The sequence below is a fragment of the Methyloparacoccus sp. NF-16 genome (assembly GCF_056880625.1).
Genome location: NZ_CP174130.1, coordinates 1,076,005 through 1,102,092 on the forward strand (window position 1 = coordinate 1,076,005; position 26,088 = coordinate 1,102,092).

General features: G+C 67.0%; 24 protein-coding genes. 2 read left to right on the forward strand and 22 right to left on the reverse strand.

The features are described from left to right. Positions 1–17 precede the first annotated feature (17 nt). The 12 genes from ACH5N8_RS05225 to ACH5N8_RS05280 all read right to left on the reverse strand — a co-directional run bounded on the left by ACH5N8_RS05225 (position 18) and on the right by ACH5N8_RS05280 (position 14,847). The gene (locus tag ACH5N8_RS05225) at positions 18–521 is read right to left on the reverse strand and encodes a hypothetical protein (RefSeq protein WP_483282780.1); all 504 of its coding nucleotides are present in this window, start codon (positions 519–521) and stop codon (positions 18–20) included. Then, positions 521–1,222: a DUF3800 domain-containing protein gene (locus ACH5N8_RS05230; protein ID WP_483282781.1), complete on the reverse strand. Its 702-nt coding sequence runs from the start codon at positions 1,220–1,222 to the stop codon at positions 521–523. The genes ACH5N8_RS05225 and ACH5N8_RS05230 overlap by 1 nt, the downstream gene beginning before the upstream one ends. Next, positions 1,219–2,619 carry a restriction endonuclease subunit S gene (locus ACH5N8_RS05235; RefSeq protein ID WP_483282782.1) on the reverse strand — a complete coding sequence of 467 codons (1,401 nt, stop codon included), beginning with the start codon at positions 2,617–2,619 and terminating at the stop codon, positions 1,219–1,221. Before ACH5N8_RS05235 ends, ACH5N8_RS05230 begins: the two co-directional genes overlap by 4 nt. After that, positions 2,609–4,321, reverse strand: a complete 1,713-nt coding sequence (locus ACH5N8_RS05240) for a class I SAM-dependent DNA methyltransferase (protein WP_483282783.1) — start codon at positions 4,319–4,321, stop codon at positions 2,609–2,611. Before ACH5N8_RS05240 ends, ACH5N8_RS05235 begins: the two co-directional genes overlap by 11 nt. Positions 4,322–4,709: 388 nt before the next feature. Continuing rightward, positions 4,710–6,395: a hypothetical protein gene (locus tag ACH5N8_RS05245; RefSeq protein ID WP_483282784.1), complete on the reverse strand. Its 1,686-nt coding sequence runs from the start codon at positions 6,393–6,395 to the stop codon at positions 4,710–4,712. Between the two features lie 259 nt (positions 6,396–6,654). Further along, a complete protein-coding gene (locus ACH5N8_RS05250) occupies positions 6,655–7,083 on the reverse strand; it encodes a DUF6691 family protein (protein WP_460027750.1) in 429 nt (142 codons plus the stop codon). Beyond that, positions 7,083–7,547 (reverse strand): YeeE/YedE family protein, encoded by a 465-nt coding sequence (locus tag ACH5N8_RS05255; RefSeq protein WP_460027751.1) that lies wholly within the window; start codon positions 7,545–7,547, stop codon positions 7,083–7,085. Before ACH5N8_RS05255 ends, ACH5N8_RS05250 begins: the two co-directional genes overlap by 1 nt. A 64-nt stretch (positions 7,548–7,611) precedes the next feature. Further along, the gene (locus tag ACH5N8_RS05260; protein WP_483282785.1) at positions 7,612–8,406 is read right to left on the reverse strand and encodes an SDR family NAD(P)-dependent oxidoreductase; all 795 of its coding nucleotides are present in this window, start codon (positions 8,404–8,406) and stop codon (positions 7,612–7,614) included. A 58-nt stretch (positions 8,407–8,464) separates the two neighbouring features. Continuing rightward, on the reverse strand, positions 8,465–11,566 hold the full coding sequence (locus ACH5N8_RS05265) for an efflux RND transporter permease subunit (RefSeq protein ID WP_483282786.1): 3,102 nt from the start codon (positions 11,564–11,566) through the stop codon (positions 8,465–8,467). Next, positions 11,563–12,678: an efflux RND transporter periplasmic adaptor subunit gene (locus tag ACH5N8_RS05270; RefSeq protein WP_483282787.1), complete on the reverse strand. Its 1,116-nt coding sequence runs from the start codon at positions 12,676–12,678 to the stop codon at positions 11,563–11,565. The genes ACH5N8_RS05265 and ACH5N8_RS05270 overlap by 4 nt, the downstream gene beginning before the upstream one ends. Beyond that, positions 12,675–14,195, reverse strand: a complete 1,521-nt coding sequence (locus ACH5N8_RS05275; protein ID WP_483282788.1) for an efflux transporter outer membrane subunit — start codon at positions 14,193–14,195, stop codon at positions 12,675–12,677. Before ACH5N8_RS05275 ends, ACH5N8_RS05270 begins: the two co-directional genes overlap by 4 nt. Next, complete coding sequence (locus ACH5N8_RS05280) at positions 14,182–14,847, reverse strand: CerR family C-terminal domain-containing protein (RefSeq protein ID WP_483282789.1); 666 nt, start codon at positions 14,845–14,847, stop codon at positions 14,182–14,184. The genes ACH5N8_RS05275 and ACH5N8_RS05280 overlap by 14 nt, the downstream gene beginning before the upstream one ends. A gap of 165 nt (positions 14,848–15,012) precedes the next feature. Between ACH5N8_RS05280 and corA the strand changes: the two genes are divergently transcribed. Continuing rightward, positions 15,013–16,167: a magnesium/cobalt transporter CorA gene (gene corA / locus ACH5N8_RS05285; protein WP_483282790.1), complete on the forward strand. Its 1,155-nt coding sequence runs from the start codon at positions 15,013–15,015 to the stop codon at positions 16,165–16,167. Between the two features lie 291 nt (positions 16,168–16,458). Here corA and ACH5N8_RS05290 read toward each other — a convergent pair whose 3' ends face one another. The 9 genes from ACH5N8_RS05290 to ACH5N8_RS05330 all read right to left on the reverse strand — a co-directional run bounded on the left by ACH5N8_RS05290 (position 16,459) and on the right by ACH5N8_RS05330 (position 24,387). Further along, on the reverse strand, positions 16,459–17,712 hold the full coding sequence (locus ACH5N8_RS05290) for a class I SAM-dependent methyltransferase (protein WP_483282791.1): 1,254 nt from the start codon (positions 17,710–17,712) through the stop codon (positions 16,459–16,461). Then, positions 17,709–18,488, reverse strand: coding sequence for a DUF1365 domain-containing protein (locus ACH5N8_RS05295; RefSeq protein ID WP_483282792.1), 780 nt, complete (start codon positions 18,486–18,488; stop codon positions 17,709–17,711). Before ACH5N8_RS05295 ends, ACH5N8_RS05290 begins: the two co-directional genes overlap by 4 nt. Before the next feature lie 87 nt (positions 18,489–18,575). Continuing rightward, a complete protein-coding gene (locus tag ACH5N8_RS05300; RefSeq protein ID WP_483282793.1) occupies positions 18,576–19,820 on the reverse strand; it encodes an NAD(P)/FAD-dependent oxidoreductase in 1,245 nt (414 codons plus the stop codon). After that, entirely contained in the window at positions 19,817–20,812 is a 996-nt protein-coding gene (locus tag ACH5N8_RS05305) for an acyl-CoA desaturase (RefSeq protein ID WP_483282794.1), read from the reverse strand. Before ACH5N8_RS05305 ends, ACH5N8_RS05300 begins: the two co-directional genes overlap by 4 nt. Beyond that, positions 20,806–21,333, reverse strand: coding sequence for a lipocalin family protein (locus ACH5N8_RS05310; protein WP_460027762.1), 528 nt, complete (start codon positions 21,331–21,333; stop codon positions 20,806–20,808). Before ACH5N8_RS05310 ends, ACH5N8_RS05305 begins: the two co-directional genes overlap by 7 nt. A gap of 15 nt (positions 21,334–21,348) precedes the next feature. Continuing rightward, complete coding sequence (locus ACH5N8_RS05315) at positions 21,349–21,993, reverse strand: DUF6134 family protein (protein WP_460027763.1); 645 nt, start codon at positions 21,991–21,993, stop codon at positions 21,349–21,351. After that, a complete protein-coding gene (locus ACH5N8_RS05320; protein ID WP_483282795.1) occupies positions 21,990–22,778 on the reverse strand; it encodes a DUF1295 domain-containing protein in 789 nt (262 codons plus the stop codon). The genes ACH5N8_RS05315 and ACH5N8_RS05320 overlap by 4 nt, the downstream gene beginning before the upstream one ends. Continuing rightward, positions 22,771–23,322 (reverse strand): DUF2878 domain-containing protein, encoded by a 552-nt coding sequence (locus tag ACH5N8_RS05325; RefSeq protein WP_483282796.1) that lies wholly within the window; start codon positions 23,320–23,322, stop codon positions 22,771–22,773. Before ACH5N8_RS05325 ends, ACH5N8_RS05320 begins: the two co-directional genes overlap by 8 nt. Positions 23,323–23,334: 12 nt before the next feature. Beyond that, entirely contained in the window at positions 23,335–24,387 is a 1,053-nt protein-coding gene (locus ACH5N8_RS05330; protein WP_483282797.1) for an SAM-dependent methyltransferase, read from the reverse strand. 241 nt (positions 24,388–24,628) lie between these two features. Between ACH5N8_RS05330 and ACH5N8_RS05335 the strand changes: the two genes are divergently transcribed. Beyond that, entirely contained in the window at positions 24,629–25,765 is a 1,137-nt protein-coding gene (locus ACH5N8_RS05335) for a calcium:cation antiporter (protein WP_483282798.1), read from the forward strand. A 7-nt stretch (positions 25,766–25,772) separates the two neighbouring features. Here ACH5N8_RS05335 and ACH5N8_RS05340 read toward each other — a convergent pair whose 3' ends face one another. Next, complete coding sequence (locus ACH5N8_RS05340) at positions 25,773–26,078, reverse strand: hypothetical protein (protein WP_460027768.1); 306 nt, start codon at positions 26,076–26,078, stop codon at positions 25,773–25,775. Between the last annotated feature and the right edge of the window lie 10 nt (positions 26,079–26,088).

The following is a 26,088-nucleotide window of genomic DNA, read 5'->3' on the forward strand; positions in this document are numbered from 1 at the left end:
AGCAGTGTGCCGGGGCTTCAGTCTTTTTGGGCTGCTCGCCATGCGTCGCGTTCCTTGGTGAATTTGCGGATCGTGTGCGACCGCAGGCAGTACGCGGTCTTGAGCAGATAGAAACGCGGGCCCTGTTGCGTCAGGCGCTTGGCAAGCACCACGGCAAAGTCGTGTTCCTCCGCCCAGATCACCACATGGGTTTCTCGGCCACGCTCGTTCTCCCACCACGAAAAGCCTGCTTCATGGGCATTTTGAATACACCAAGCCACCCACCGTACACGCTCACAACGGCGTAGATCAGGGATACGCTCATCCTCGTCGCGGTTGCCCTGATCCGGCGCCTCCGAGATCAAGTGCCAAAAACCGTAGCCCTTGCGTTTGGACTCTGGCATGTAGCGCACCTTGACTGGGTCGCCCCTAAACACCAGGCCCGCACGTGCCACGGTCTGCAAATACGCTGCGTAGATAGCATCTTCGTAGGCGGCCCAGTCAGGGTAGCTGGCCAACAACATCAGTTCTGGAGGCGGCATCAGGTCTGCGCCTTCCAGACGAACAGGTTGAACTTCTCTGCCCGCAACAGCGAGCTTTGCTCCAAACGAAGTCCCGAGCGGTGCCGCAGGTGTGCCACCAGTGCCTGCTTGGCTGGGCTGTCGTGCAGCCCCCTGTGCACATAAGACAGCGCACCAATCAGCACGTCGGCCAGCTGCAGCAACAACACATCGTGGGACTGCACCAGCTCAATCGACTCAATGATGCTGCGGTCAAAGTCGTAATTGGCGTTGCACAGCACATCGTGCAGCTTGAGCACCTTCTTTTGGCCCCGCGTGTCTTTGATGTCCAGATAGATGCGGTAACGCTTTTCAGGGTCGATCAGGCGATTGAGCAGCGTGTACCACTGCTTGTAATAAAAATCGTCGTGGTTCTGCGCAAACCGCCCGTGGTCCAGCGCCTGCTTGTCGGGCACCACCAGCCCGCGAAAGTGCAGCAGTGGCTCATCAAAAAACAAATCCAGCAGCGCTTGGTAAAACGGCAACTGGCCCGGCGACACCTTGACCCACTTGATTTCAAAACTGGCCGGCAAGCCATGCTCTGCCTTCAGCGCCTTAATCTTGCGCGCCAGGAACTTGCGATGCGATGCCGGGCACCACAAGGCCCCCAGCACCATGGCTTTCATGCCATCGTTTTCCAGGTGACAGGACTCGTCGCAGTAGATGTGGATGGAGCCGGTCATGCCTCGGCCTCCGCCGTGGCATCAGCAACCGACAGCTCGCCGGAGAGGAGTTTGGGGAGGAGGGTGTCGCGGAGGGTCGCGAGCATCGATACCTCGCTAAGGTATGAATTCTTCGCCTCTACCAAGGAAGAAGAAAAATTCTCAAACGCAGCGATGACTTCCGATCCTGCGGTCATCATGGGCAACTCAGAGAGTATTGCCGTATTGAGGTTGGGCATCGTTGCACCCACGGCATGTCGAAGCAACCATTCGAGGGTTTCTGGCAGTGCCAGTGCGCAGGAAACATAGGTAGAGACGGGGCTGGTTGTACTTGGGCGAACCAATAGGCATCCCGTGCCGCACAGCCAACCGACTTCCTGTTTGGTCACCAGGGCATGTCGGCCAACATCTCCGCGACGACTGAAGACAACATCGCCCTGCTTCATGCGGTGCCGTTGGAGTCGCTGCGCATCGCTTTCGGAAATACGTGCAATCTTGGAAGTTTGGATTCGTTGCCCTGACAAATCTTGAGGCATGACAACAGGAACACCGTCGTCGCAATAGTCACGGGCATGAAGCTGGCTACCGAATGGACCGGTTTGAATCAAGCCCCCATGCGCCGCACATATTTCACCAAGAGTGGATGACTTCCACCCCATCGGAATCTCCCCCAACTCCGACGCCTCCATCTCATCGGGAAACAGCGCGGCGGTGGCGGCGAGCTGGGCGTATTGCTCGGGTGGCAGGGCGTCGAGGTCGGCGTCGGGCTTGCCACTGATGGCGCTCATTGCCGCGCGCAACGGGTCGCGGCCTTCCTGCTTGGCGGTGATCTTGGCTTTGACAGGGTCGAAATCAACAAACCACGATTTGAAGGTGGCTTGTGCCATGGCTTCGAGGGTTTGGTTGATGCGGCGGTTGATGTCGATTTTGGAATCCACTGAACTGAGCATCTTTGCGATGTTTGATTCAGCGACACCGTGACGAGGGATATCAATCTTTTCCAGAACCGGAATGCGAATATTGCTGACCGTCGATCCTGTGCCCTCGTTCCAGCGGATCTGATTCTGAACAAAAGGTGACTGGAGAGCGTAGAGCAGATAGTCCGGATCGATTTCAGGCTTTGGTCTCAGCAGAACTTGCCTCTGTCCCAAACAGCACTCAAGACCCTTAGGAATCTTGCAAACTTCACCCATCGGGGCCTCTCTTGTTATGACAATGTCACCAGCACGAGGAGCCAGTCGTCGTGTTCGATGCTTGAAGTGTTCTTCGTCCGTGTAACTTGGCGCTGTTAAGTCAAGTCGCCCATCCTTGATATTCTGATTTCGTAGGACAATAAAACCCGAGTCCGTCCAAACCGGAGTGGAATGCGGGCAGTCAACAACCGCTTCGCACATGGATGCCAGTGTTTCAGTCTTCAAAGGCATAACCCAACCCCGCCAAATTCTTCTTGATCTCCCCCTCCAGCTTGGCACTCTCGGCAAATTGTTCTGCCAATTGTGCTGTCAGCCTCGCCATTTTGTCGGCAAACGCCTCGCCGTCGTCTATTTGCTCCTCCGCGCCTACATAGCGCCCCGGCGTCAGCACATGCTCGTGCTTGCGGATGTCGTCCAGCGAGGCCGAGTAACAGAAGCCCGCCACATCCTCATAGCCTTCACCCAGTTGCCAGGCGTGGAAGGTGTCGGCCACCTGCTTGATGTCCTCCACGGTGAAATCGCGCAGCACGCGGTCTTTCATGTAACCGAGCTGGCGGGCATCAATGAACAGGAACTCGCCGCGCCGGTCGCGCTTGGTTTTGTTGAGTGCCAGCCCGTTGCGCTTGTCGCGGGTGAGGAACCAGATGCAGGCCGGGATTTGCGTGTTGGTGAAAAGCTGGCCGGGCAGGGCGACCATGCATTCCACGTAGTCGTCTTCGATGAGCTTCTTGCGGATCTCGCCTTCGTTGTTGGTGTTGCTGCTCATCGAGCCATTGGCCAGCAGCAGGGCCATGCTGCCCGCCGGGGCCAGGTGGTAGAGCATGTGCTGCAACCAGGCGAAGTTAGCGTTGCCTTGCGGCGGCGTACCGGCGATCCAGCGCGGATCGTTCTCCAGTTTGGCGTTCCACCATTCCTTCATGTTGAAGGGTGGGTTGGCCATGACGAAGTCGGCACGCAAGTCGGGATGCAGGTCATTGAGCAGTGTGTCGCCCGGGGCACCGCCGAAGTTGAAGTCAATGCCACGAATGGCCATGTTCATCGCGGCCAAGCGCCAGGTGGTGGGGTTGCTCTCTTGGCCATAGACGCTGATCTGACCGGTTTTACCGTTGGCGACCTTGCCGCCGTGCTGCTCGATGAATTCCTCGCTCTGCACGAAAAATCCACCCGAACCCATCGCCGGGTCATACACCCGGCCCTTGAAGGGCTGCAGCATTTCAACAATCAGCGTGACGATGCTCTTGGGTGTGTAGTACTGGCCGCCCTTCTTGCCTTCGGCCAGGGCGAACTGGCCGAGGAAGTATTCGTAGACGTGGCCGAGGATATCCTTGCTTTTCAGGCTGAGCGGCTGGCCGTTGTATTCCTTGGCGTGGAATTGGGTATCGGAGAAGTGGGCGATCAGGTCGGCGAGCTTGTGGCTGTCGATCTGCGTGCGGGCGAAGTCCTTGTTGAGAACGTTCTTGAGCTTCTTCTCGTTCTCGCGCTCGATCGCTTCCATGGCATTGTCGATCAGCCAGCCGACACTGCGCATTTCTTCGGGCTCGTCCTTGCCGGGTTTGCTCCAGGGCAGCGGCGCCTTGGGCGGCAGTTGGGCGCAGTCGCGCAGGGTTTGCCAGCGCGCTTCCAGCGGCACCCAGAACACGTTTTTCTCGGTGTAGTAGTCGCGGACTTCCAGCTCGGCCGCGATATGGCCTGCGTAGTCGTCGGCATATTCTTCCGGGGCCATGTAGTAGTCGTGATCCGGGTCGCGGAACTGGGCGTTCAACTCCTTCTGACGCTCCTCGAAAGCATCGGAGACGTATTTCAGAAAAATCAGGCCCAGCACCACATGCTTGTAGACGGCGGCATCCAGGTTGGAGCGCAGTTTGTCGGCGGCGGTCCAGAGTTTCTTTTCGAGATCGTTGAAGAACTGCTGTTCAATGGGGTTCATGGATTGTTCCCTGATGAATTTGCCTGAGCAGGCGCAGGTTGACGGTTAGAGAGTGCGTGTCGTGAACGGCTCAGTATCCCGTAACTCCGCCGCGCGCGGCAGCGGATGGTGATGGCGACCTCTGTGGAATCCGGCTGGCGCCGAGGCGTTGCCGGGAGGGCCATCGCTGATCGGCTTCCCGGCGGTTGCCGGCGGAAAGCCGCATGGATGGCCGGTCGCGTCAAGGGATGGGCCGGGAGATTCTGGGGTTTTCCCGCGCCAGATGCCGGCCATGCCGCCTGTTGGCGGCATGGCGTTTGAACCGCCCTGCGGGCGGGTCCGGCGACGGGCTGGCTGTGATCTGCCCGGGTGCGCGCCGGAAAGGAACCCGGGTTTTATCGCCCGCGCATCAATACTGCGTGTTGTCCGGGTAAACCCGGGTGCAGGGGCCGGTGATGATGTCACCCTCATCGGCCATCACAAGATTTTCAGGCGCCTTGCATACAATCTTGTCGCCCGGTCTGCCATCCAGCGCGTTGATGCGGGTCAGCCCGCTGCCGCCGATCAGCGTGTCCTTGCCGGGTCCACCGATGAGCAAGCTTTCAACCCCTCCTTCCACTTCGATTCGGTCATTGCCCAGTCCGCCATTGGCCGCGGTCTGGTTGGCGGAAAGCAGGAATCTGTCATTGCCGGGACCGCCGAATCCGACCGATTTCGGGTTTTCCAGGTTGATCGTATCGTTCTCGAGGCCACCGAACAGGACGCTGCCCTCCTGCAGGCTGCTCAGCTGGTCTGCCCGGGGTGTTCCATATTGGAGGCTACCCATCTGGGCCACACCCGCTTTTGCCTCGCGACAGATCACCTGAAGCTGAACCCGGGTGTTGGCGCGCTCCCTTGGCAGGCGGACCTGGCCACCGAACAGTCCCTTGACCTTGATGGGTTCCACATCATTTGCGCTGACATCCCGGGGCTCGCCCCAGGCTTCGGCGTTGACGGGTTTCATGCCCCTGGGACAAAGCGCATACAGGGGGGTGCGCCCATCGCCGACGACATTTTGCACAACGATACCTGGGCCTTGCGGCGTCATCTCCGCCCCGGCCTGGTTGACCGCCAAGCCGGAAAGGCTGGGCGTCGCATCGGTTTGCGGCACTGAAACAGGGGCCGTGTGCGTCTGGCCCCCTGTGGCGGTGTATTTCTGGGTGAGCTTGACCTGATGGGAATCGCTCTGGGAGCCCACCCAGCCGGTCGTGGGGGGCGTGGGTGCCGGATCAGCCTGTACATCCGGATTTGTCGGCATGGCGGCATAGATCAGCACCGTCCCGGGCGTCGGGAAGAGCGGGTTTTCGTCTGGGTCCTGGCCGGCAAAGGTGGTCAGGATCGTGGCATTGCCGTTGCCGTCCAGTATCCCCTTGCCAATGATCCAGTCAGCATACGGATTGGCGGCCTTCGTGCTGGAGGCGTCTTTTTGCTGGTAAAGGTACACGGTGCCCTGAGCGGGACTGTTGCCATAGGGCGCGGCAACGGACACGCTCACCATCGCCGGCGTCCCGAGGTCAGCCTTGCCTGGATAGCCTGTGATTTTCGTGGTGGTGATGTACACCTTGTTGGTCCTGATATCGCCATGGTTGCCGTTGCAGTTATGGAGATACTGGTCGTCGGCAACCCCGCCATTCTCCTGTGTCTGCCACAGCACCCCCGCGCCCCAGTGCCGGCTGCCATCCTCCGTATTCTGCGCCCAATAGGTTATGGAAGAGCCAAAATCCGTCGCCTCGTACATGTGGTCGATGCTGACGCCCCCGGATTGGCCCTTGCAGGTGTACTGCTTTTGGTAGCCCGGCGCGGTGCTGCTGGTCCACGTCTGGGTTTCGAAGGCTCCGATCTTCCTGTTGTCGAGCCCTGCCGTATAGGCGCATTCGTAAAGTCCGTTGGTGGAGGCCATGAGGGAATCACTGCTGCCACCGGTCGCCGAACTGCAGCTCGGAGGTTTTGGCGAGGCGTCGGCAACGGCTTGAGGAATGCCACCGGACCATGGCGAAGCGGCGGCCATCAGGAAAAGTCCCGTCCTTAACCATCCGGTTATTGGTTGTTCTTGCATCGCGGTCATCTCCCTGCAGGCTGGATTGCGGCTGTGGCATTAAAGGCGTTATCGGTTGCCGCGGGTGGAGGCTATAGGTCTGAAAATGATCTTGCAACCGCATGCTTGACCCCGCCTGTCCCAAGCCGCCATGCGTTTCCCAAGGTTCCGGAATGGCCGGGCCTCGGGGGACGACTGGCGGCGTCCCGGGTGGTGATCGGTGGTCCCGATGCATGCGAGGACCCCGGCGCGGGTGGACGCCGGGACATCCGGTGGCTTGTCAATCTTCTCCCTCGCGGCGCGGAGGGAACCAGCGCCCCTGGACATAGGCCCCGGCGGCGATGCCGGCCAGGGCGAACAGCAGCGGCCAGTTGCCGACGCCGAGGCCGGCGATGGCGGGACCCGGACAGACGCCGGTCATGCCCCAGCCGACGCCGAACAGGGCGGCACCCAGCAGCGTCCGCCCGTTCAGGGCCGAGGCATGCCGGTGAAAGTGCGGCTCCAGCAAGGGCCGCCGCAGCAGGCGCGGACCCAGCTGGTAGGCCAGCAGTGCGACCATGACCGCGCCGCCCAGCACCAGGAGCAGGCCGAGGTCGCGGAACAGCAGGAAATCCAGCACGACTTCCGGTTTCACCATCGTCGCCACCGACAGCCCCAGGCCGAACAGGGCGCCGCAGCCGAGGACGGCAATCGCGGACAGGGCGCGCATCAGGCCACCCCCAGCGCGCGCAGCAGATGGGCGACGCCGATCGCCGTTGCCAGGAAGGTGGCGACGGCCAGCAGCGCCGGCGCTTGCAGGGAGGCCAGTCCGCAGATGCCGTGGCCGGCCGTGCAGCCGTTGCCGAGGCGGGCGCCGAAGCCGATGAAGAAACCGCCGATCAGCAGCCGCCAGGCCGGCACCTGGGTCTGGAACGGCTCGCCGCCGGCCAGCAGGTAGGTCAGGCCGCCGAGAACCAGGCCGGCGGCGTAGACCAGTCGCCAGCCGCGACTGCCCAGAAAGCGCGGCAGATGAAAGAAGGGCGCCTGGCTGACGAACGACCAGGTCGAGGTGAACACGGTGCTCATGCCGCCGATCAGGCCGGTCAGGAGAAACAGGAGTCCAACCGCCGCGCCGATCATCAGGCCGCCGGCGAGGTAATGGGTCATGCCCTCAGGGAACAGGTCGGTCAGCATCGCGCCCTCGATCGAATGCAAAAGGCGCGCAGTTTACCGGATGCGGCGGACCCGCTGTGGCCGCTCAGCCGTCCTCGCACCATGTCCGCATGGCGCGGGCCGACAGCGGCAGCAGCCAGCGCCGGGGCAGGTGGCGGGATACCCCGGCGAGCAGGCGGTTCCGCCAGCCGGGGATGGCTTCGAAGCGTCCCGCCTGCAGGGCGTTCAGGGCTGCCTCGACCACGGCCTCGGGTGTCTGCATGAGCGGCATGTCCGGCGCCCGTCCGGCACCGAATCCGGCCACCGCGAAGAACTCGGTGCGGGTCGGTCCCGGGCACAGCGCCAGCACGCGCACGCCGGTACCGGCGCACTCGGCCGCCAGGGCTTCCGAGAAGGCCAGCAGGAACGCCTTGGTGGCGCCGTAAACGGCCAGGTAGGGTGTCGGCTGGAAGGCGGCGAGCGAGGCGACGTTGACGATGGCGCCCCGGCCACGTGCCTTCATCGCCGGCAGGACGTGGCGGCAGAGCGTCATGGGGCCGGCGACGTTGACCCTCAGCATGGCCTCGTAATCGGCCAGCGGCTGCGCTTCGAAGGCGCCGACGCGACCGAAGCCGGCGTTGTTGACCAGCATCTCGACCACCCAGCCCGCCGTCTCGCAATGCCGGCAAAGCGCCTCCGCCGCGCCTGCCGCGGCAAGATCCAGCGCCACGGTTTCCACCGGCACCGCGTGCCGATCCCGCAGTTCCGCCTGCAGGGCTTGCAGGCGGGCGGAATCGCGCGCGGTCAGGATCAGGGGTTGGCCCGCGGCGGCGAGGCGGCGGGCGAAGGCGGCGCCGATGCCGCGGCTGGCGCCGGTGACGAGGGTATATCCGGTGGTCATGGAGGGCTCTTCTCGGAATGACGGTGAGGGTTTCGCCGGCGCCGCCGCCAGCGTGCCGCTAGGCGGTGCCGGGGGGCGCGCGGCCGACAGGCCGCGACGGCAGCCAGCCGAGGATCAGCTGCTTGATGTCGTCCAGCACCGTATAGACCGGCGGGATCACCAGCAGGCTGAGGATCGTCGAGGTCACCAGGCCGCCGATGACGGCATAGGCCATGGGGCTGCGGAAGGAGGCGTCGGCGGCGCCGAAACCCAGGGCCACGGGCAGCATGCCGGCACCCATGGCGATGGTGGTCATGACCACCGGGCGGGCGCGCTTGTGGCAGGCGTCGAGCAGGGCTTCGAAGCGGCCCAGGCCCAGCTCGCGGCGGGCGACGATGGCGTACTCGACCAGCAGGATGGAATTCTTGGTGGCGATGCCCATCAGCATCACCAGGCCGATCAGGGATGGCATCGACAGCGCCTTGTCGGCCAGCAGCAGGGCCACGAAGCCGCCGCCGAAGGCCAGCGGCAGGGCGGCGAGGATGGTGACCGGCTGCAGGAAATCCTTGAACAGCAGCACCAGCACCACGAAGATGCACAGCACGCCGGTCAGCATGGCGAGGCCGAAGCTGCCGAACAGCTCGGCCATCATCTCGGCGTCGCCGACATTGACCTGGCGCACGCCGGCCGGCAGGTTCCGCAGGCTCGGCAGCTGGCCGACCCGTTCGGTCACCTCGCCCAGCGGCAGGCCGGACAGCTCGATCTCCAGATTGATGTTGCGGGCGCGGTCGTAGCGGTTGATGACGGCGGGGCCGCTGGTCAGCTCCAGCTGCGCCACCTGGCCCAGCATCACCGAGCCGGCGCCGGCCTTGGTCGAGGGCACGGCCAGCCGCTCCAGCAGGTGCAGGTCGGCGCGGCCGCTGGCGTTCAGCCGCACCATCACCGGCACCTGCCGCTGCGACAGGTTGAGCTTGGGCAGCAGCCAGTCGTAATCGCCGACGGTGGCGATGCGCAGGGTTTCGGCGATGGCGGCGGAGGTGACGCCAAGGTCGGCGGCGCGGGCGAAATCCGGGCGCACGGCGATTTCCGGTCGCACCAGGGCGGCGGTGGAGGCGATGTTGCCGAGGCCGGGCAGCGTCCTGAGATCGCGTTCGACGTTGACGGCGGCGCGGTTCAGCGCCGCGGGATCGTCCCCGCTCAGCACCAGCACGTATTTTTCCCCGGAGCCGCCCAGGCCGACCTTGGTGCGCACGCCGGGCAGGGTTTCCAGGGCCGCGCGGATCCGGTTCTCGATGACCTGCTTGCGCACCGGCCGGTACCTGCGGTCCGCCAGGGTGACCGTCAGGGTGGCCTTGCGCACCTCGCCGCCGGTCTGGGTTGCCATCGGGTCGCTGCCGGCGGTGCCGCCGCCGATGGTGGTGTAGACGGTCCTGACGTAGGGCACGCGGGCCACCTGCTGCCGCGCCGCTTCGGCCGCCGCCGAGGTCTGCGCCAGCGTCGAACCCGGTGGCAGTTCCACGAACACCTGGGTCTGGGGATTGTCGTCGGCCGGGATGAAGCCGGTCGGCAGCAGCGGGATCAGCAGCAGCGAGCCGATGAAGAACCCGGCGGCGCCGGCCAGGGTGACGAAACGGTGCCGCAGGCACCAGGTCGCCAGTCGCAGATAGCCGCGCATCAGCCAGCCGCTGCGCGCGTCGTCGCCATGGGCGATGTCCTTGAGCAGGTAGGCCGACATCATCGGCGTCAGCATGCGGGCCACCACCAGCGAGGCGAACACCGCCAGCGCGGCGGTCCAGCCGAACTGCTTGAAGAAACGGCCGACCACCCCGCTCATGAAGGCGGTGGGCAGGAACACCGCGATCAGGGCGAAGGTGGTGGCGATTACCGCCAGGCCGATCTCGTCGGCCGCCTCCATCGCCGCCTGATAGGGCGTCTTGCCCATGTGCAGATGGCGGACGATGTTCTCGACCTCGACGATGGCGTCGTCGACCAGGATGCCGACCACCAGCGACAGGGCCAGCAGCGACACCACGTTGAGCGAGAAGCCGAAGGCATGCATGCCGATGAAGGTCGGGATGGCCGACAGCGGCAGCGCCACGGCGGCGATGAAGGTTGCCCGCCAGTCCCGCAGGAACAGCCACACCACCAGCACCGCCAGCGCCGCGCCCTCGTAGAGCAGCGCCATGGAGGCCTGGAATTCCTCCTCGACCGGCTTGACGAAGTTGAACGCCTCGGTGAACACCAGGTCGGGCGTGGCCCGTTGCAACTCGGCCAGCACCCGGCGCACCTCGGCACCGACCTCCAGCTCGCTGGCGCCGCGGCTGCGGCTGATCTCGAAGCCGACCACCGGCCGGCCGTCGAGGCGCGCCTCGGCGCGCGGCTCGGCCACCGTGTCGCTGACCTCGGCGAGCTGCTCCAGGCGGATGCGCCGGCCGCCGGACAGCGACAGCTCCAGGGTGCGCAACGCCTCCGCCGAGGCCACGGTGGCCAGGGTGCGCACCGGCTGTTCGCCGCTGCCGAGCTGGGTGCGGCCGCCGGCGCTCTCGCGCTGGACGTCGCGCAACTGGCGGGAGACCTCGGCGGCCGTGGTGCCCAGGGCCTGGAGCTTGATCGGGTCGAGGGCGATGGCGATCTCGCGGTTGACGCCGCCGACCCGGGTCACCGCGCCGACGCCGGGTATGGCCAGCAAGCGCTTGGACAGCGTGTCGTCGACGAACCAGGACAGGGCCTCGTCGTCGCGCTGCGCCGAAGCCAGGGTGTAGGCCAGGATCGGTGACTTGATCAGGTCCAGCTTGCTGACCACCGGATCGCGGAGATCGCTGGGCAGGTCGGCGCGGACCTTGGAAACCGCCGAGCGGGCATCGTCCAGGGCTTCCTCGACCGGCTTCTCCAGGCGGAATTCCAGCGTCAGGGTGACGTTGCCGTCCTGAATCTGGGTGGTGATGTGCTTGAGCCCCTGCAGCGTGGCGATGGCGTTCTCCAGCTTGCGGGCGACCTCGGCCTCCAGCTGCGGCGGCGCGGCGCCGGGCAGGCTGGCGCTGATGGTGACGGTCGGCAGGTCCAGGTCGGGGAAGTTCTGGACCTTCATGGCCGCGAAGCCCATCAGCCCGCCGACGGTCAGCAGCAGGAACAGCATCACCGCCGGCAGCGGCGTGCGGATGCAGGCCGCGGAAATGTTCATGGCACCACCCGCACGGTGTCGCCGTCGCTGAGGAAGGCGGCGCCGCTGGCCACCAGCCGGTCGTCGGGCGTCAGCCCGCCGAGGATCTCGATGCGGTCGCCGGCGCTGCGGCCGAGCGTCACCTTGACCTGCATCACCCGCGCCAGCCCGTTCCGCGGCGCCTCGCCGAGCCGGAAGACGTAACTGAAGCCCTCGCGCAGGGACAGCGCCGCGCGGGGCACGGTCAAGGCGGTCTGCGCGCCATGGCGGAATTCGCCATGGGCGAACATGCCCGGCTTGAAGCCGGTCGCGCTGGCCTCGGGCAGGTCGACGTAGACCAGGGCGTTGCGGCTCTGCGGGTCCAGCGTCGGTCCGATGGCGCGGATCCGGCCCGTGACCTGGCCGATGTCCGGTACCTCCACCCGCGCCGGCAATCCCGGTTTCAGCCAGGGCAGCTCGGCCGCGGTCACCTCGGCCCGCCACTCCAGCCGGTTCTGCCGGACCAGCCGGAACAGTTCCTGGCCCTCGCCGGTCACGGCGCCGAGCGTCGCGCTGCGGCTGGAAACGACACCGTCGTCGTTGGCCACCACCCGGGTATGGCCGAGCCGCAGCAGCTGCTGATCCAGCTGCGCCCGCGCCAGTTTCATGCGCGCTTCCGCCGTCTTCTCGCCGGTCAGGTACTGGCCGACCTGCTGCGCGCTGAGGGCGCCGTCCTCGATCACCTGGCGCACCCGCTGGGCGTTCAGGCGGGCCTCGTGCAGGTTGGCTTCCGCCTCGGCCAGCGCCGCCTGGCTCTGCGCCACGTCGACGGCCACGCGCTCGCGGTCGAACACCGCCAGCACCTGGCCCTTGCGCACCTGGTCGCCGACCTGGGCGTGGATCTCGGTCAGCCGCAGGCCGCCGACCTCGGCGCCGATGATGGCTTCCTGCCAGGCGGCGATGGAGCCATTGGCGCTGAGCATCAGCGGCAGCTCGCGCAGTTCCGGCCGGATCAGCTCGACATTCAGCGCCGGCTGGGGCGCGGCCGGTTCGGGCGGCGGCTCGGCATGCGGCGACAGGGCGGCGAGCCCGAGTCCGGCTGCGAGCGCTGCGAGCAGGAGGGCGGTCAGCGCCCGCGAGGATGGCGGTTTCATGAGGGGTTCTCCGTCGTCCCGGCAGCCGGCCGGGCGGCTTCACCGGCACCGGGTGCGCCGGCCAGGGCGTGGTTGTCGCTGTCCTCCCAGCCGCCACCGGCCGCCCGGTAGAGCGCGATCCAGGCGGATACCCGCTCCTGTTCCAGATCGGCGACGGTGCGCTCGGCATTGAGCGCCTGCCGCCGCGAGGCCTCGACATCGATCAGGTTGCCAAGACCGATCCGGTACAGCTGGTCGGTGGCGCGGAAGTTGTCGCGGTAGCCCCGCACGGCGGCGCGGGCTTCCGGCAGGCGTTCCTCGGCGTTGTGCAGGCGCACCAGGGCGTCCTCGACCTCCTTGACCGCGGTCCGGACGGTGGCCCGGAATTTCGAGGCCGACGCCTCGTAGCGCGCCCGGGCGGCCTCGACATCGGCGGCACGCTTGCCGGCGTCGAAGATCGGCAGGGTCAGGGTCGGGCCGATCTGCCAGGTGTGCGCCAGGTAGAGGGCGGCGCCGTTGATGCTCTGCAGCGTCGGCGTGACGTTGCCGGACAGGCTGAGCCGCGGGTAGCGCTTGGCCTCTTCCACGCCGATGCTGGCGCTGGCCTCGGCCACCTGGCGCTCGGCGGCGGCGACATCGGGCCGCTGCATCAGCGCCCGGGCCGGTATCCCGCCCAGACGGAACGGCGGCGGTTCCGGCAGGCGGGCGAGCTGCCCGGGCTGGGCGGTGAGCCGGTGGCGGACCTCCGCCTCGCCGAGGCCGGTCAGGGCGACCAGGCTCTTGACGGCGCGCTCGCAGACGCCGTGCTGGCGCGCCAGCAGTTCCCGGCCGTCGGCGGCGCTGGCCTGCGACAGCGCCACGTCGGCGGGCGCGCGCAGCCCGACCTGTCCGGCCACTTCGACCAGACGGGCCGAGGCCCTGCGCGAGGCGGCGTCGGCCGCGGCGATGTTCACCAGCGCCTGGCAGTGGCGATAGCCGAGATAGGCGTTGGCGACCTCGACCGCCACGGCGACGCGGGCATCGTGCCAGGCATCGGTGCGGGCGTCGAGCTGGCTGAGGGCGGCCTCGCGCTGCCGGGCGATGCCGCCGAAGAGATCGATTTCCCAGCTGGACTGCAAGCCGGTCTGATAGCGGGTCCACTCGAACACCGGCCCGCCGAAGCTGCCTTCCTGGCGGACGAAATCGGTCTGCGAATTGAGGTTCGGCAGCCCGGCGGCGATGGCGCCGACCATGCCGGCGCGGGCTTCGTCGATGCGCGAACGGGCCTCCGCGACCGAGGCGCTCTCCCGCTGGGCCGCGGCCAGGAACCGCGCCAGCACGCGATCGTCGAAGCGATCCCACCAGCGCTTGAGGCTGGCCGGGTCGCCGCCGTGGGCGCGCGGAACGTCCGGCTGCGGCGCCTGCCAGCGGGGCGCGGCGGGCACCGCCGGTTCCCCGTAATCGGGGCCGACCGTGGTGATCAGCCCGCCGCCGCAGCCGCCCAGCAGCGCCATGCCGAGGAGGAGGGCGGCCCGCCGCCCGGGCTCAGCCGCCGGCATGCTGCTGCTGGGCGGCCAGACGCCGGGCTTCGCCTGTGATCATGGACAGCGCGTAGCCCGATAGCCGCTCGGCCAGGATGTCGATGGCGGCCGGGTCCATGAGGATCTCGGGCTGGATGGCGGCGACGATCTCCTGGCCGGCATAGAAATGCACGGCCATGCCCATGATGGCGAAGGCCAGGCGATGGATGTCGGTGTCCGGGCAGGCCGTGCCCAGGTGCCGGCGCAGCAGCATCGCCAGGGCGTCGTGGTGGGGCTTGATCTCGGCATCGATCTCGTGGCGCCAGGCGCCGGTCGGCTCGATCATTTCGCGGATGTGCAGCTTCATCACCAGGCGGAAATCCTCGCCGCGCTTGAGCGGTTCGAGGAAATCCCGGAACAGCTGTCCCAGCGCCGCCGCCAGCGGCAACTCGGCATAGCGCTCGCGGTTCAGGCGGGCGGGGAGATCGGCCATCGGCTCCGTGAAGGCGGCCCGGTAGAGACCGGCCTTGTCGCCGAAGTAGTAGCGGATGGCGGAGATGTTGGCGCCCGCGGCCTCGGCGATTTCGCGGGTGCCGGCGGCTTCGTAGCCTTTTTCGGCGAACAGCCGCAGGGCTGCCTGGACCAGCCGGCTGTGGGCGCTGGGGCCGGCCGGGGTGTCGTGTGGTGGCATGATGGGGGAGGGGTCAGGTTTCAATCAAACGATTGATCATAATGTCTCAATCGATTGATTGACTGTCAAGTCGCACCGATGCCGGGCGCCTTGCTGATCCCGGCGCCGCCGATCCCCTATGATGGCCGCGAGGCGCAACCGGCAGCTTGGGAGAGAGGCAAGGGCATGAAGATTCGGCAACAGAAGACGGACCGCGCCAGCGCGCGGCAGGGACGCTGGTTCGGCAAGGCCTGTGGCGGCGCGGGCACGCCGGCACTGGGGCTGGGACTTCCCGAGGTGCCGGCGGCGCCCGAATCCGTGGTCGGCGCACCGGTACCGGCCGGGTCGCCGCGCATCACCTGCGTCGATTTCTGCGAGCAGCGGGCCGAGCGCCGCGACATCGATGACCTGCCGGGCTTCGTCGGGACGCATCGGCCGGACTGGTCCAAGGTTCGCTGGATCAACGTCGCCGGCGGCAATCGCGAGGATGTCCTGGCCCTGTTCGCGCAGAAATACAGCCTGCACCCCCTGGCGGTGGAGGACATTCTCACCGGCAGCCAGCGGCCCAAGGTGGAGGATTACCCGGCCTCGGCCGAGGCGCCCGGGCGCCTGTTCATCGTCGCGCGGCTGGCCGATCTCCAGGACGGCGCGCTGCGCACGGATCAGGTCAACCTGTTTCTCGGCCGCAGCACCCTGCTGACCTTCCAGGAGCACGCCAACGGCGTCTTCGAGCCGATCTACCGGCGGCTGGAATACGCCGGTTCGCGGCTGCGCGCCAACGACGCCAGCTTCCTCTGCTATGCGCTGCTGGACGCCATCGTCGACAGCTATTTTCCGGTGCTGGAGCACTACTCCGCCTGCATCGAGGCGATCGAGGAGGAACTGCTCGACGAGCCGCGCCAGTTCATGCTGCAGAAGGCGCATGCCGTGAAGCGCGGCCTGCTCCTGCTGCGGCGCTCCATCTGGCCGATGCGCGAGCTGATCGCCCAGTTGCAGCGCGAGCGCCACGAATGCCTGTCGGACAACACCCTGACCTATTTCCGCGATGTCTATGACCATTGCGTGCAGATCCTCGATCTCAACGAGACCTATCACGAGATCGCCACGGCACTGACGGAAACCTACATGTCGGTGGTCTCCAACCACATGAACGAGGTGGTCAAGGTGCTGACCATCATCAGCACCATCTTCATCCCGCTGACCTTCATCGCCGGGGTCTACGGCATGAACATGCCGATTCCGGAGAACGCCTGGGAATGGAGCTATCCGGTGTTCTGGGTGATCTGCCTGCTGATCGCCGCCGGCATGCTGACGCTGTTCCGCCGCCGGGGGTGGCTCTGATTTTCCCGGCCGGCCAGTCCCTCTTCAGGTTCAGGCATCGGCCGGCCTGTTTCCGGGCCGGCTGGCCAGGGACAGCGGCAGCTTGACCCGTTGCACCCGGCGATGGGTGTCGGTCCTGGCGAAGAGGGTGGGCAGGTGGCGGCGGACGCCGGGGTGAGCACGCTTGACGGCTTCCCCCACAGGGATGGGGAACCCTCCCAGGCCGCACTGGCGCGGGGTGCCGGGCGTTGCCCCGGTTTCCTGCCCGTGCCGCCCGTTGCCGAATCCGCCAGCAAGCCGGAGGCGACGGGGTCAGCCGCGATACAGCGGCCTGGCCATCAGCAGGTGCACATCGCCCAGGGCGCGCTCGAGGTAGCCGCCCTCGCAGTAGGCGAGATAGAACTCCCAGAGCCGGATGAAGGCCTCGGAATGGCCCTGGGCGCGCACGGCGTCGAGCCGGGCCAGGAAGGCTTCCCGCCAGCGGCGCAGGGTGGTGGCGTAATGCGGGCCGATGTCGTCGAGCTGGATGAGTTGCAGGTCGGAGGCGCGGGTGGCGGCACCGACCAGGGCGGTGATGGCCGGGATGCAGGAGCCGGGGAAGATGTAGCGCTTGATGAAGTCGACCTCGTCGCGCGCCCGGCGGTAGTACCGGTCGTTGATGGTGATGGCCTGCACCAGCATCAGCCCCTCGGGCTTCAGCAGCGCCGCGCACTGGCGGAAGAAGGTCGGGTAGTAGTGGTGGCCGACCGCCTCGATCATCTCGATGGAGACCAGCTTGTCATACTGGCCGCGCAGCTGGCGGTAGTCCTGCCTGAGCAGGGTGATGCGGTCCTCCAGCCCGGCCGCGCGGATGCGCTCGGCGGCGAGCCGGTGCTGGTTCTCGGAGATGGTGGTGGTGGTGACATGGCAGCCGTAGCGGCTGGCGGCGTGCAGGGCGAAGCCGCCCCAGCCGGTGCCGATCTCGATCACCCGGTCGGAGGGTTTCAGATCCAGCCGCTGGCAGATGCGATCCAGCTTGGCGACCTGGGCTTCCTGCAGGGTCATGTCGGACCGCTCGAACAGCGCGCAGGAGTACATCAGCGTGTCGTCGAGGAACAGCTTGAAAAACTCGTTGCCGAGGTCGTAGTGGGCGGCGATGTTGCGCTGGCTGCCGGCCTCGGTGTTGCGGTTCCAGGCGTGCAGCAGCTTGCGCAGCGGTGCCGCCACCAGCGACAGGCCGCCGTCCAGCCCGTCCAGCACGTGGCGGTTGCGCACCATGATCCGTACCAGGCCGACCAGGTCGGAGCAGCGCCAGGCATCGGCCATGTAGCCCTCCGCCGCGCCGACGCTGCCGCCGAAGACGGTGTTGCCGTAGAACGCGGGGTGACGGATGTCGATGCGCACCGGGACGGGAAACGCCTCGGTGACGCGGCCGAAGCGCAGGGATTCGCCGTGGTCGGCGAGAACGATTTCGCCGGCTTCGAGCCGGGCCAGCTGGCGATGCAGCAGCCGGGCCGCCCAGCGGTTGAGGACGCCGGCCGAGCGGGTGGGAATGGCGGGGGTCGCGAGCGCGATCGAAGGCTTCATCGGTTGACTCCGGGTTGACCGGGCGAGGATTCGCCAGGGTGATCGTAAACAGGGATGCGTTTCCATTGGAGCCGGGCCGCTTGCCAGTAGATGCCGGCGACGACCTGCGCCGTCATCAGCGGATGGCGGATCAGCGCCCCGGCCAGTTCGGCGCTGGAAAGCTCGCGTCGTTGCAGGTCCAGGGTGGCGTCGAACAGCTTGGTGCCATGCCGGTCCAGCCGCATGTGGACATTCAGCTTGTCGCCCGGTTCGCCGAAGCGCCAGTCGTAGTCGATGTCCATGGGCATGAACGGCGAGACGTGGAAATCCTTGGCGAAGCGCCAGCGGTGATGCCGGCCCCGGGGCTCGTCCCGTCCAGGCGTCAGCACATAGGCGCGGCGCTCGTTCCAGGGGGTGTTGGTGATCTCGGCGAGCAGGGTTTCCACCCGGGTGTCGGCCGCGTCGAAGCAGTAATAGAAGCTGACCGGGTTGAACACGTAGCCGAAGTAGCGGAGGTGGGTCAGCAGGCGGATCGGCCCGGCCGGGCGGCGGCCGGTTTCCTGCTCCACCCGGTCGCGCACGGCGGTGTCCAGCGGGATGGCCGGGTCGCCCAGGTAATCGGCGCGGCGGAACCAGGCGAGGTTGGGGCGGCCGACCGACCACAGCCAGCGGTCCTGGAACACCGTGTCCAGTTCGGCCAGGTCCAGGTATGGCATGAACAGCCGGTAGCGGAATTGGTGGGGTCGCGGCAGAAAGCGGCGATGGCGGACCCAGCCGGTGTAGAGGGCGCTATGCATGGCTCAGGGCTGCCGGGCCGGCGATGTCATGCGGCCATCCCCCTGGGAGGGGGAGAACCGTGAGGGGCAGTCCTTTCCCGTGGCGCATCAGCGGTTGCCATCGAGCTGGGCGGCGGCGCGCAACCCGCTCTTCACCCCGTCCTCGTGGAAGCCGAAGCCCCAGTAGGCGCCGGCGTAGTAGGTGCGGTTGACGCCGCTGATCTCGCCGTGGCGCGCCTGGGCGGCGACGCCGGCCGGCGTGTAGGCCGGGTGATGGTAGGTCAGGCGCCGGAGGATGCGGGCGGGGTCGATGCGCTCGCCGTCGTTGAGACTGACGCAGAAGGTCTCGGGCGCGTCCAGCCCCTGCAGGATGTTCATGTTGTAGGTGACAGCGACGCGATCCGGTGCCGCGCGCGGGATGTGGTAGTTCCAGGCGGCCCAGGCCAGTTTGGCCCGCGGCAGCACCGAGGCGTCGGTGTGCAGGATGGCTTCGTTCTCCTGGTAGGGGATGGCGCCGAGCAGTTCCCGTTCCACCGCGGTCGGGCGCTCCAGCAGAGCCAGGGCCTGGTCGCTGTGGCAGGCCAGGACCACGGCGTCGAAGCGCGCCTCGGCGCCGGTGGCGGTGCGCAGCGTCACGCCGTCGGCATCGCGGGCGATGCGGGCCACCGGCATGGCCCGCTGGATGCGCTCGCGGAACGGCGCGGTCAGCGGATCGACATAGCTGCGCGAGCCGCCCCGGATCACCCGCCACTGTGGTCGCCGGTCGACACTCAGCATGCCGTGATTGTGGAAGAAACGGATGAAGTAGCGGGCCGGGAAGTTGAGCATGTCGCCGGGCGCGGCCGACCAGATCGCGGCGCCCATGGGGATGATGTAATGCTCGCGGAACTCGCGCCGGTAGCCGTTGGCGCTCAGATAGTCGCCCAGCCGGGTGTCGTCATCGCCGGTCTCCAGGAACCCGCGCGCCTCGCGGTTGAAGCGCAGGATGTCCCGGATCATGCCGTGGAAGCTTGGCGAGAACAGGTTGCGGCGCTGGGCGAACAGCGTGTTCAGCGTGGTGCCGTTGTATTCCAGTCCGGTCTTTTCGCAGCGCACGCTGAAACTCATCGAGCTGGGCTGGGAGGCCACGCCCAGCTCGTCCATCAGGGCGATAAAGTTGGGGTAGGTCCAGTCGTTGAAGACGATGAAGCCGGTGTCGATGGCCCAGTGCCGGCCGCCCAGTTCGATGTCATGGGTGTGGGTGTGGCCGCCGACGTGGTCGTTGGCCTCGAACACCGTGATCTCGTGACGGGGGTGCAGTTTGTGCGCGGCGGTCAGGCCGGCGATGCCGGTGCCGACGATGGCGAGTTTCATGATGCCGCCCCCGTGCGGATGCGCCGGCCGTCCCGGACATGGGCGGGCAGGGGCTGGAGATCCCAGACCAGGCCCAGGCTGGCCATCAGCCGCAGGGCGTACCAGGTCGGGTCGATCTCCCACCAGTAGAAGCCCTGGCGCACCGTGGCCGGATAGTGGTGATGGTTGTTGTGCCAGCCCTCGCCCAGTGTAAGCAGTGCCAGCAAGGCATTGTTGCGGCTGTCGTCGCGGGTGGCGTAGCGGCGCCTGCCCCAGACATGGGCCAGCGAGTTGACCGTGAAGGTGGCGTGGTAGAGCAGGATGGTCGAGACGACGAAACCCCAGACCAGCAGCTGCCAGCCGTTGGTGTCCCAGTGGGGCCACCGCCAGGCCAGCAGCTCGCCCAGACCGAACAGGGCCAGGGCCATGAGGATGGGCACCAGGCTGTCGTAGCGGTCGAGGAAGCGCAGCTCGGGGAACGATAGCCAGTCGCGGATCAGTTCGGCGCGGGTACGGAAATTGACCCGGCACAGGAACCAGCCCATATGGCTCCACAGGAAGCCGCGCTGCCGGGGCGAGTGCGCGTCCCCGGGCTCGTCGGAGTGCACATGATGGTGGCGATGATGCGCCGCCCACCACAGCGGCCCGCGCTGCGCCGCCGCGGCACCCACCAGGGCGAACAGGAACTGTACCGGCCGCGAGGTGCGGAAGGCCCGATGCGAGAAGTAGCGGTGGTAGAAGCCCGTGATGGCGAACATGCGCAGCACGTACAGGCCCGCCGCCACCGCCACCGCCACCGGGCTGACGCCGACCCAGAACACGGCCAGGCAGGCCAGGTGCAGGGCGGCGAAGGGCACGGTGCGCAGCCAGTCGATGCGGTCATTCTGGCCGTCGTCGGGCAGCGCGCCCGCTTCGTTGTCGATCCACCGCCGCAGGGTGATGCGCCAGCCTTGCGAAGGCGCGGCTAGGGGGGCGGGGGGGCGGGATGCCGGGGGCGTGTCGGGCGTTACCATTGCTGCGGAACCTTGCGGATTTGGCCGATGTTATAGCCTTCGCGACCCAGCAGATCGAGCAATTTCCGGTAGTCGGCCTCGGGGATGCTCGGCGTGCGGGCCATGATCCAGACATAATCGCGCGCCTCGCGGCCGATGATGGTCTGGGTATAGCCGGGATCCAGGTAGACGATGCGGAAATCCGACTTGAAGGGCCAGACGAAGCGCATGCCCCAGACGGCATTGCTGCTCCTGTCCAGCACGAAGCCGGTGGGCTGGTAGCGTTTCAGCGGGCCGTCGAAGCTGTCCTGGCGGTAGGTGAAGGTGGTGGCGATGGTGCCATCCGGATTCAGCCGGTAGGACTCCACGGCATTGTGCGCGCCTTTCTCGATGAAGGTGGGAATGTTGGCGATCACGTACCAGTCGCCCATGAAGCGCGGCAGATCCACCTTGGACGCCAGGGTGATGGGGGGATGCGCCGGCGAGGAGCACCCGCCGAGGCCGAACAGGGCAACAAGGCCCGCGCCGATGTGTCGTTTCATGGTGTGTGTCCTGGTCTATTCGATGCGGTAGCGCAGGGTGCGACCGTTGTCGAGCCGCGAATCCAGCGCGACCCAGCGGCCGCCGTCGGCATACCAGAGGTCGATCTGGAATTTGCCGGCGTCGAGATGCCACTTGTCCGCGGCCACCGCCTGTCCGCGCACGGGCACGCTCTCGCGGCCCCGCGGCTGGATCCGGACCGGGGTGAACTCCCCGTTCTGCGGGTTGAGCAGGTGGCTTTGCCGCAGCATCAGCGGGTTCCAGTAGGCGAAGCTCATGATGCAGGCTGGCAGCTTTTCCGCCTGGTCGTCCTTGCGCAGCTCGAACCGGTCGCCTTGCGACTGGCCGCGCAGCGTCGTGCGCTCGCCGTTGTCGTCGGTCTGCGCCTCGATCGCGCCGAGACAGTCGCCCCGCCAGGTTTCGCGGGCCTGATGCTGGTAACGGTAGGCCTCGATCATGAGCAGCTTGACCGAGAAGCGCGCCTCGCTGCGCAGCTCGCGCATGGCCGGCGTCTCGTCGAGACTGAAACGGTGGTGGCCGACGCGGTCATCGTCCAGATAGACGGTGAAGTTCCAGTCGCGCTCCGCCGTCTGGGGCACGGCCCCGGCGGCGCCGGCGAGACCCAGCAGCGCGGCGGCCAGTGTGGCAATCGGCCAGTTCATGATGGCGTTCTCCCGGGTGGGCGCGGGACGAAGGCGCTGGTGTTGCGGATGTAGTCCCGGTAGGCCGGCCGCCGTTCGGCGATATCGGCCTCCAGCAGGGGGACGCCGGATACCTTGACCAGCAGGAAGGTGATCAGCAGGGGCGAGACGACGATCCACAGGGGCGCGCCGGCGGCGACCGCGACGAGATAGAACCCCCACCACAGCAGCGTCTCGCCGAAATAGTTCGGATGCCGCGAATAGCGCCAGAGGCCGCTGTCCAGAACGGCGTCATGGCCGCGCGGCCGTGCCCGGAAGCGGGCCATCTGCAGATCGGCGAGGCTCTCGATACACCAGCCGGCAAGGAACAGGGCAACGCCCAGCGCGTCGAGTCCGCCCAGGGCGGCCGGCGATTTCATTGCCGGCAGGATCGGCCAGGCGATGACCCAGGCCAGCAGGGCCTGCAGGGCGAACACGATCACCAGGCTCTTGACGGCGTAATGCGGCTGGTTGCGGGCGCGGATCGCCTGGTAGCGGCGGTCCTCCGGCTGGCCCCAGTTGCGCCAGGTCAGGTAACCGCTGAGGCGCAGGCCCCAGAGGCTGACCAGCAGCAGCGTCAGGCTGGCCCTGGGGCCATTGGTAGGCAGGGGCGTCCACCACCACAGCAGCAGGGCGGCCAGGAAAAACCAGGACCAGACGCTGTCGACGATGCTGACATCGCGCTTGCGGAGGCTGAGCAGCCAGGTCATGGTGGCCAGCGCCAGCATCAGCAACAGGCCCTGGCCGGCCAGATTCCAGTCAAACATGAGCTTTCTCCGGAGGATTTGCGCCGTTGCCCAGGCGTCCTGCCATGTGCAGCAGCAGCGGCATCAGCAGGGCCCAGCCCAGCCCGATGATGGCGAGCGACAGGCTGCGATCCGGCAGCTCCAGCGCCTGCAGGTGCTCGCCCGCGTACCAGGCCAGCGGCCCGCCAAGCAGGCCCAGCACGGCGGCCAGCAGATGGCGGCCCTGCAGCCAGCGCAGGGAGGCGTTGAAGGTGGTTGCGAACGCCAGCCACAGGGCCACGATCCAGACCGGGGGAAACTGTTCCAGCCCGTTGCCGTGGTAGCGCACCCAGCCGCCCTTGACCAGCAGCGTTTCCCAGGCGGCGCCGATGAAGCCGGTCGCCAGGATGATCCCGAACTCGCGGCCGGGATGCGGGCTGGCGGCAAGATGCAGTCCGCAGACCGCCAGCACCGCGATCACGCCCGCCAGGAAATGCCCGGCCCCGGCACCCATCACGCAGGCGAACCAGGCCAGCTGATAGAGGCCGAAATTGAGCGGCGGCGGAATCCTGTGCATGGCGGGCATCGGCAACCTCCCTCAGTCCGGTTGGGCGCTGCGGCGGAACAGATAGTGGCCGACCGGCCATTCCGTACCCTGGCGGTAGCCGAACAGTTCCGCGCAGGCCATGAAGAAGATGCGCCAGCGCACCCACCACAGCGGCGCCTGGCCGGGGCCGTAGGTGCTTTCCAGCAGGGGCCACAGCGCTTGCCGGTGGCGGTCCATGTTGGCCAGCCAGGCATTGGCGGTCTGCTCGTAGTGGCGGCCGCTCCATTGCCAGCGCTGTACCAGCTGCAGGGGGCTGTCGAGCTGCGTGGCCAGATCCCAGGAGGGCATCATGCCGCCGGAGAAGAAGTAGCGGCTCATCCAGTCCGACGCATCCTGGACCTCGAACCGATAGGGCAGGGCGCGGTGGCAGAACACATGCATGAAGAACCGGCCATCCGGTTTCAGCCAGCCGTCGATGCGTCCGAACAGCCGCGACCAGTTGCGCATGTGCTCGAACATTTCCACCGACACCACCCGGTCGAAGCGCCGCTCGGTGTCGAAATGGTTCATGTCGCAGGTGACGATTTCCAGATTGCTCAGTCCCGCCGCCTGCGCCCGGGCCAGGATGCTCTCGCGCTGGCTGTGCGAGTTGGAGACGCCGACGATCTGGCTGCGCGGGAACTGCTCCGCCATCCACAGGCTGAGCGAGCCCCAGCCACAGCCCAGTTCCAGGATGGCCTGGCCGTCGCGAAGATCCGCGTGCTCGGCGGTTTCGCGCAGGGCCGCCGCCTCCGCCTCGTCCAGGGTGCGCGCCCCCGCCGGCCACAGGCAGCTGCTGTACTTCCGTCGCCGGCCCAGCACCGCCTCGAAAAAGGCGGCCGGCACCTCGTAGTGCTGCTCGTTGGCCTTGTCGGGCACCAGGGCGATCGGCGCCGCCGCCATGTCGCGGAGGAAATCCTGCACGTAGCGGTCGGCGGCGGCCGGGTTGTCCAGCGGCAATGCCGCCAGCCGCGAGCGCAGCAGTCGACGGATGCCCAGGCGGATGGCCCAGTCAGGCACGAGCCCGCGCTCGGTCAGGGAAATCAGGGTAGATGTCGGCGTCATGCAGTGTGTTCCTCGGTGTGACGCCTGATTAGTGCGTGCCGCGGGCAAATGGTGCCCCGGATCGGGTGAAATTCTGCCGGACGGGTCTCAGGTCTGCATGATGGCGCTCACCCGCGGGCATCGGGCGGGGTCTTGCCGGTGCGGGATTCACTGGTATCGGCGAACGCCGCGCGCCGGCTGGTTAAAATGAACCATGCCTTAAGATGAACCATTCCCCGCTGCCATTCCAGTCCGAATGCCTGTGAACATCCTGAACTCCTGTCTGGCTGTTGTCTGGCGGCAAAAGCTCGCCACGCTGGCCTGGCTGGCCTGGCTGCTGATGACCGCCGTGCCGGGGCTTTTCGCCGGCACGGGGGCCGGCGTGTGCGTCGCCATCGAGGGCGCGGTGATCCTGCTGCTGATCCTCGGCTGCGTGTTCACGGTCGTGGAACATGCCGACGCCCTGGCGGAACGGCTGGGCGAACCCTACGGGACCCTGGTGCTGACGCTGTCGGCGACGGCGATCGAGGCGACGCTGCTGCTCAGCGTGATGCTGTCCGGGGAGCAGAACCCAACCCTGCTGCGCGACACGGTGTTCGCGACCCTGATGGTGGCGCTCAACGGACTGGTGGGGCTGGCGCTGACGGCCGGCGGCTGGCGGCATATCGAGCAGGCCTTCAACCTGCGCGGGGCGCTCGCCTTCCTGCACATCATCGCGCCGCTGTCGTTGCTGATCCTGGTGCTGCCGAACTTCACCCGCCAGACCCCCGGGCCGACGCTGGCGCCGGTGCAGGAGGCGTTCATGGGCATCCTCTGCGTGCTGGTCTATGCCGTGTTCCTGCGCCTGCAGGTCGGCCGCCACCGCTCGCATTTCGCCCATGTCGTCCATGACAGCCATGCGCTGGCGTCCGTGCCGGGCGGGCAGGACGGCGAGGCGGGCGAAGCCGGATCCCTGGCGGCCTCGCTGGGGGGGCTGTTGTTCGCGCTGCTGCCGATCATGCTGCTGTCGGAGCGGGTGGCGGCGATACTCGACTACGTGATCGAGGACCTGCGCCTGCCGGCCGGCCTGGGCGGGCTGATCGTCACGGCGCTGGTGCTGTCGCCGGAGGGCATGGGCGCCCTGCGCGCGGCGGTCGGCAACCGGGTGCAGCGCGCCATCAACATCTGTCTGGGTTCGGCGCTGTCGACCATCGCGCTGACCATACCGACGGTGCTGATCGCCGCCGCCCTGCTGGGCCATGCGCTGGTGCTCGGCATCGATCAGCTGGACGTCAGCCTGCTGTACGCCACCCTGATCGTCGCCTTCATCACCTTCGTCAGCGGCCGGGCCAACCTGCTGCAGGGCGTGGTGCACCTGATGATCTTCGCCGCCTACCTGTTCTTCATGTTCTTCCCCTAGGGGATGTTCAGCGCTCGTAGACGCCCTGGGGACCGTCGATCTCGATGGGCTGCATGCTGTCGTTGGGATTGGCCCGGAAGCCTTCGCCGTCGCAGGTCTGGTTGCCCGTGCGCCAGCCCTGGGCATATTCGCCGTCGTTCAGGTAGCGCGGGTCGTCGCGAACGAACGCGCCGGTCTTGTTGCTGGCCGTGGACGTGCCATTCTGGCAGCCATCCCGGTAACCGGCGGCATAGGCAGGCGAGGCGTTCTGCAGCAGCTGGTCCTGGCTGCATCCCGCGAACAGGACCAGGGCGAGAAGAGTGGTGCGGATCATGGCGGTTGCT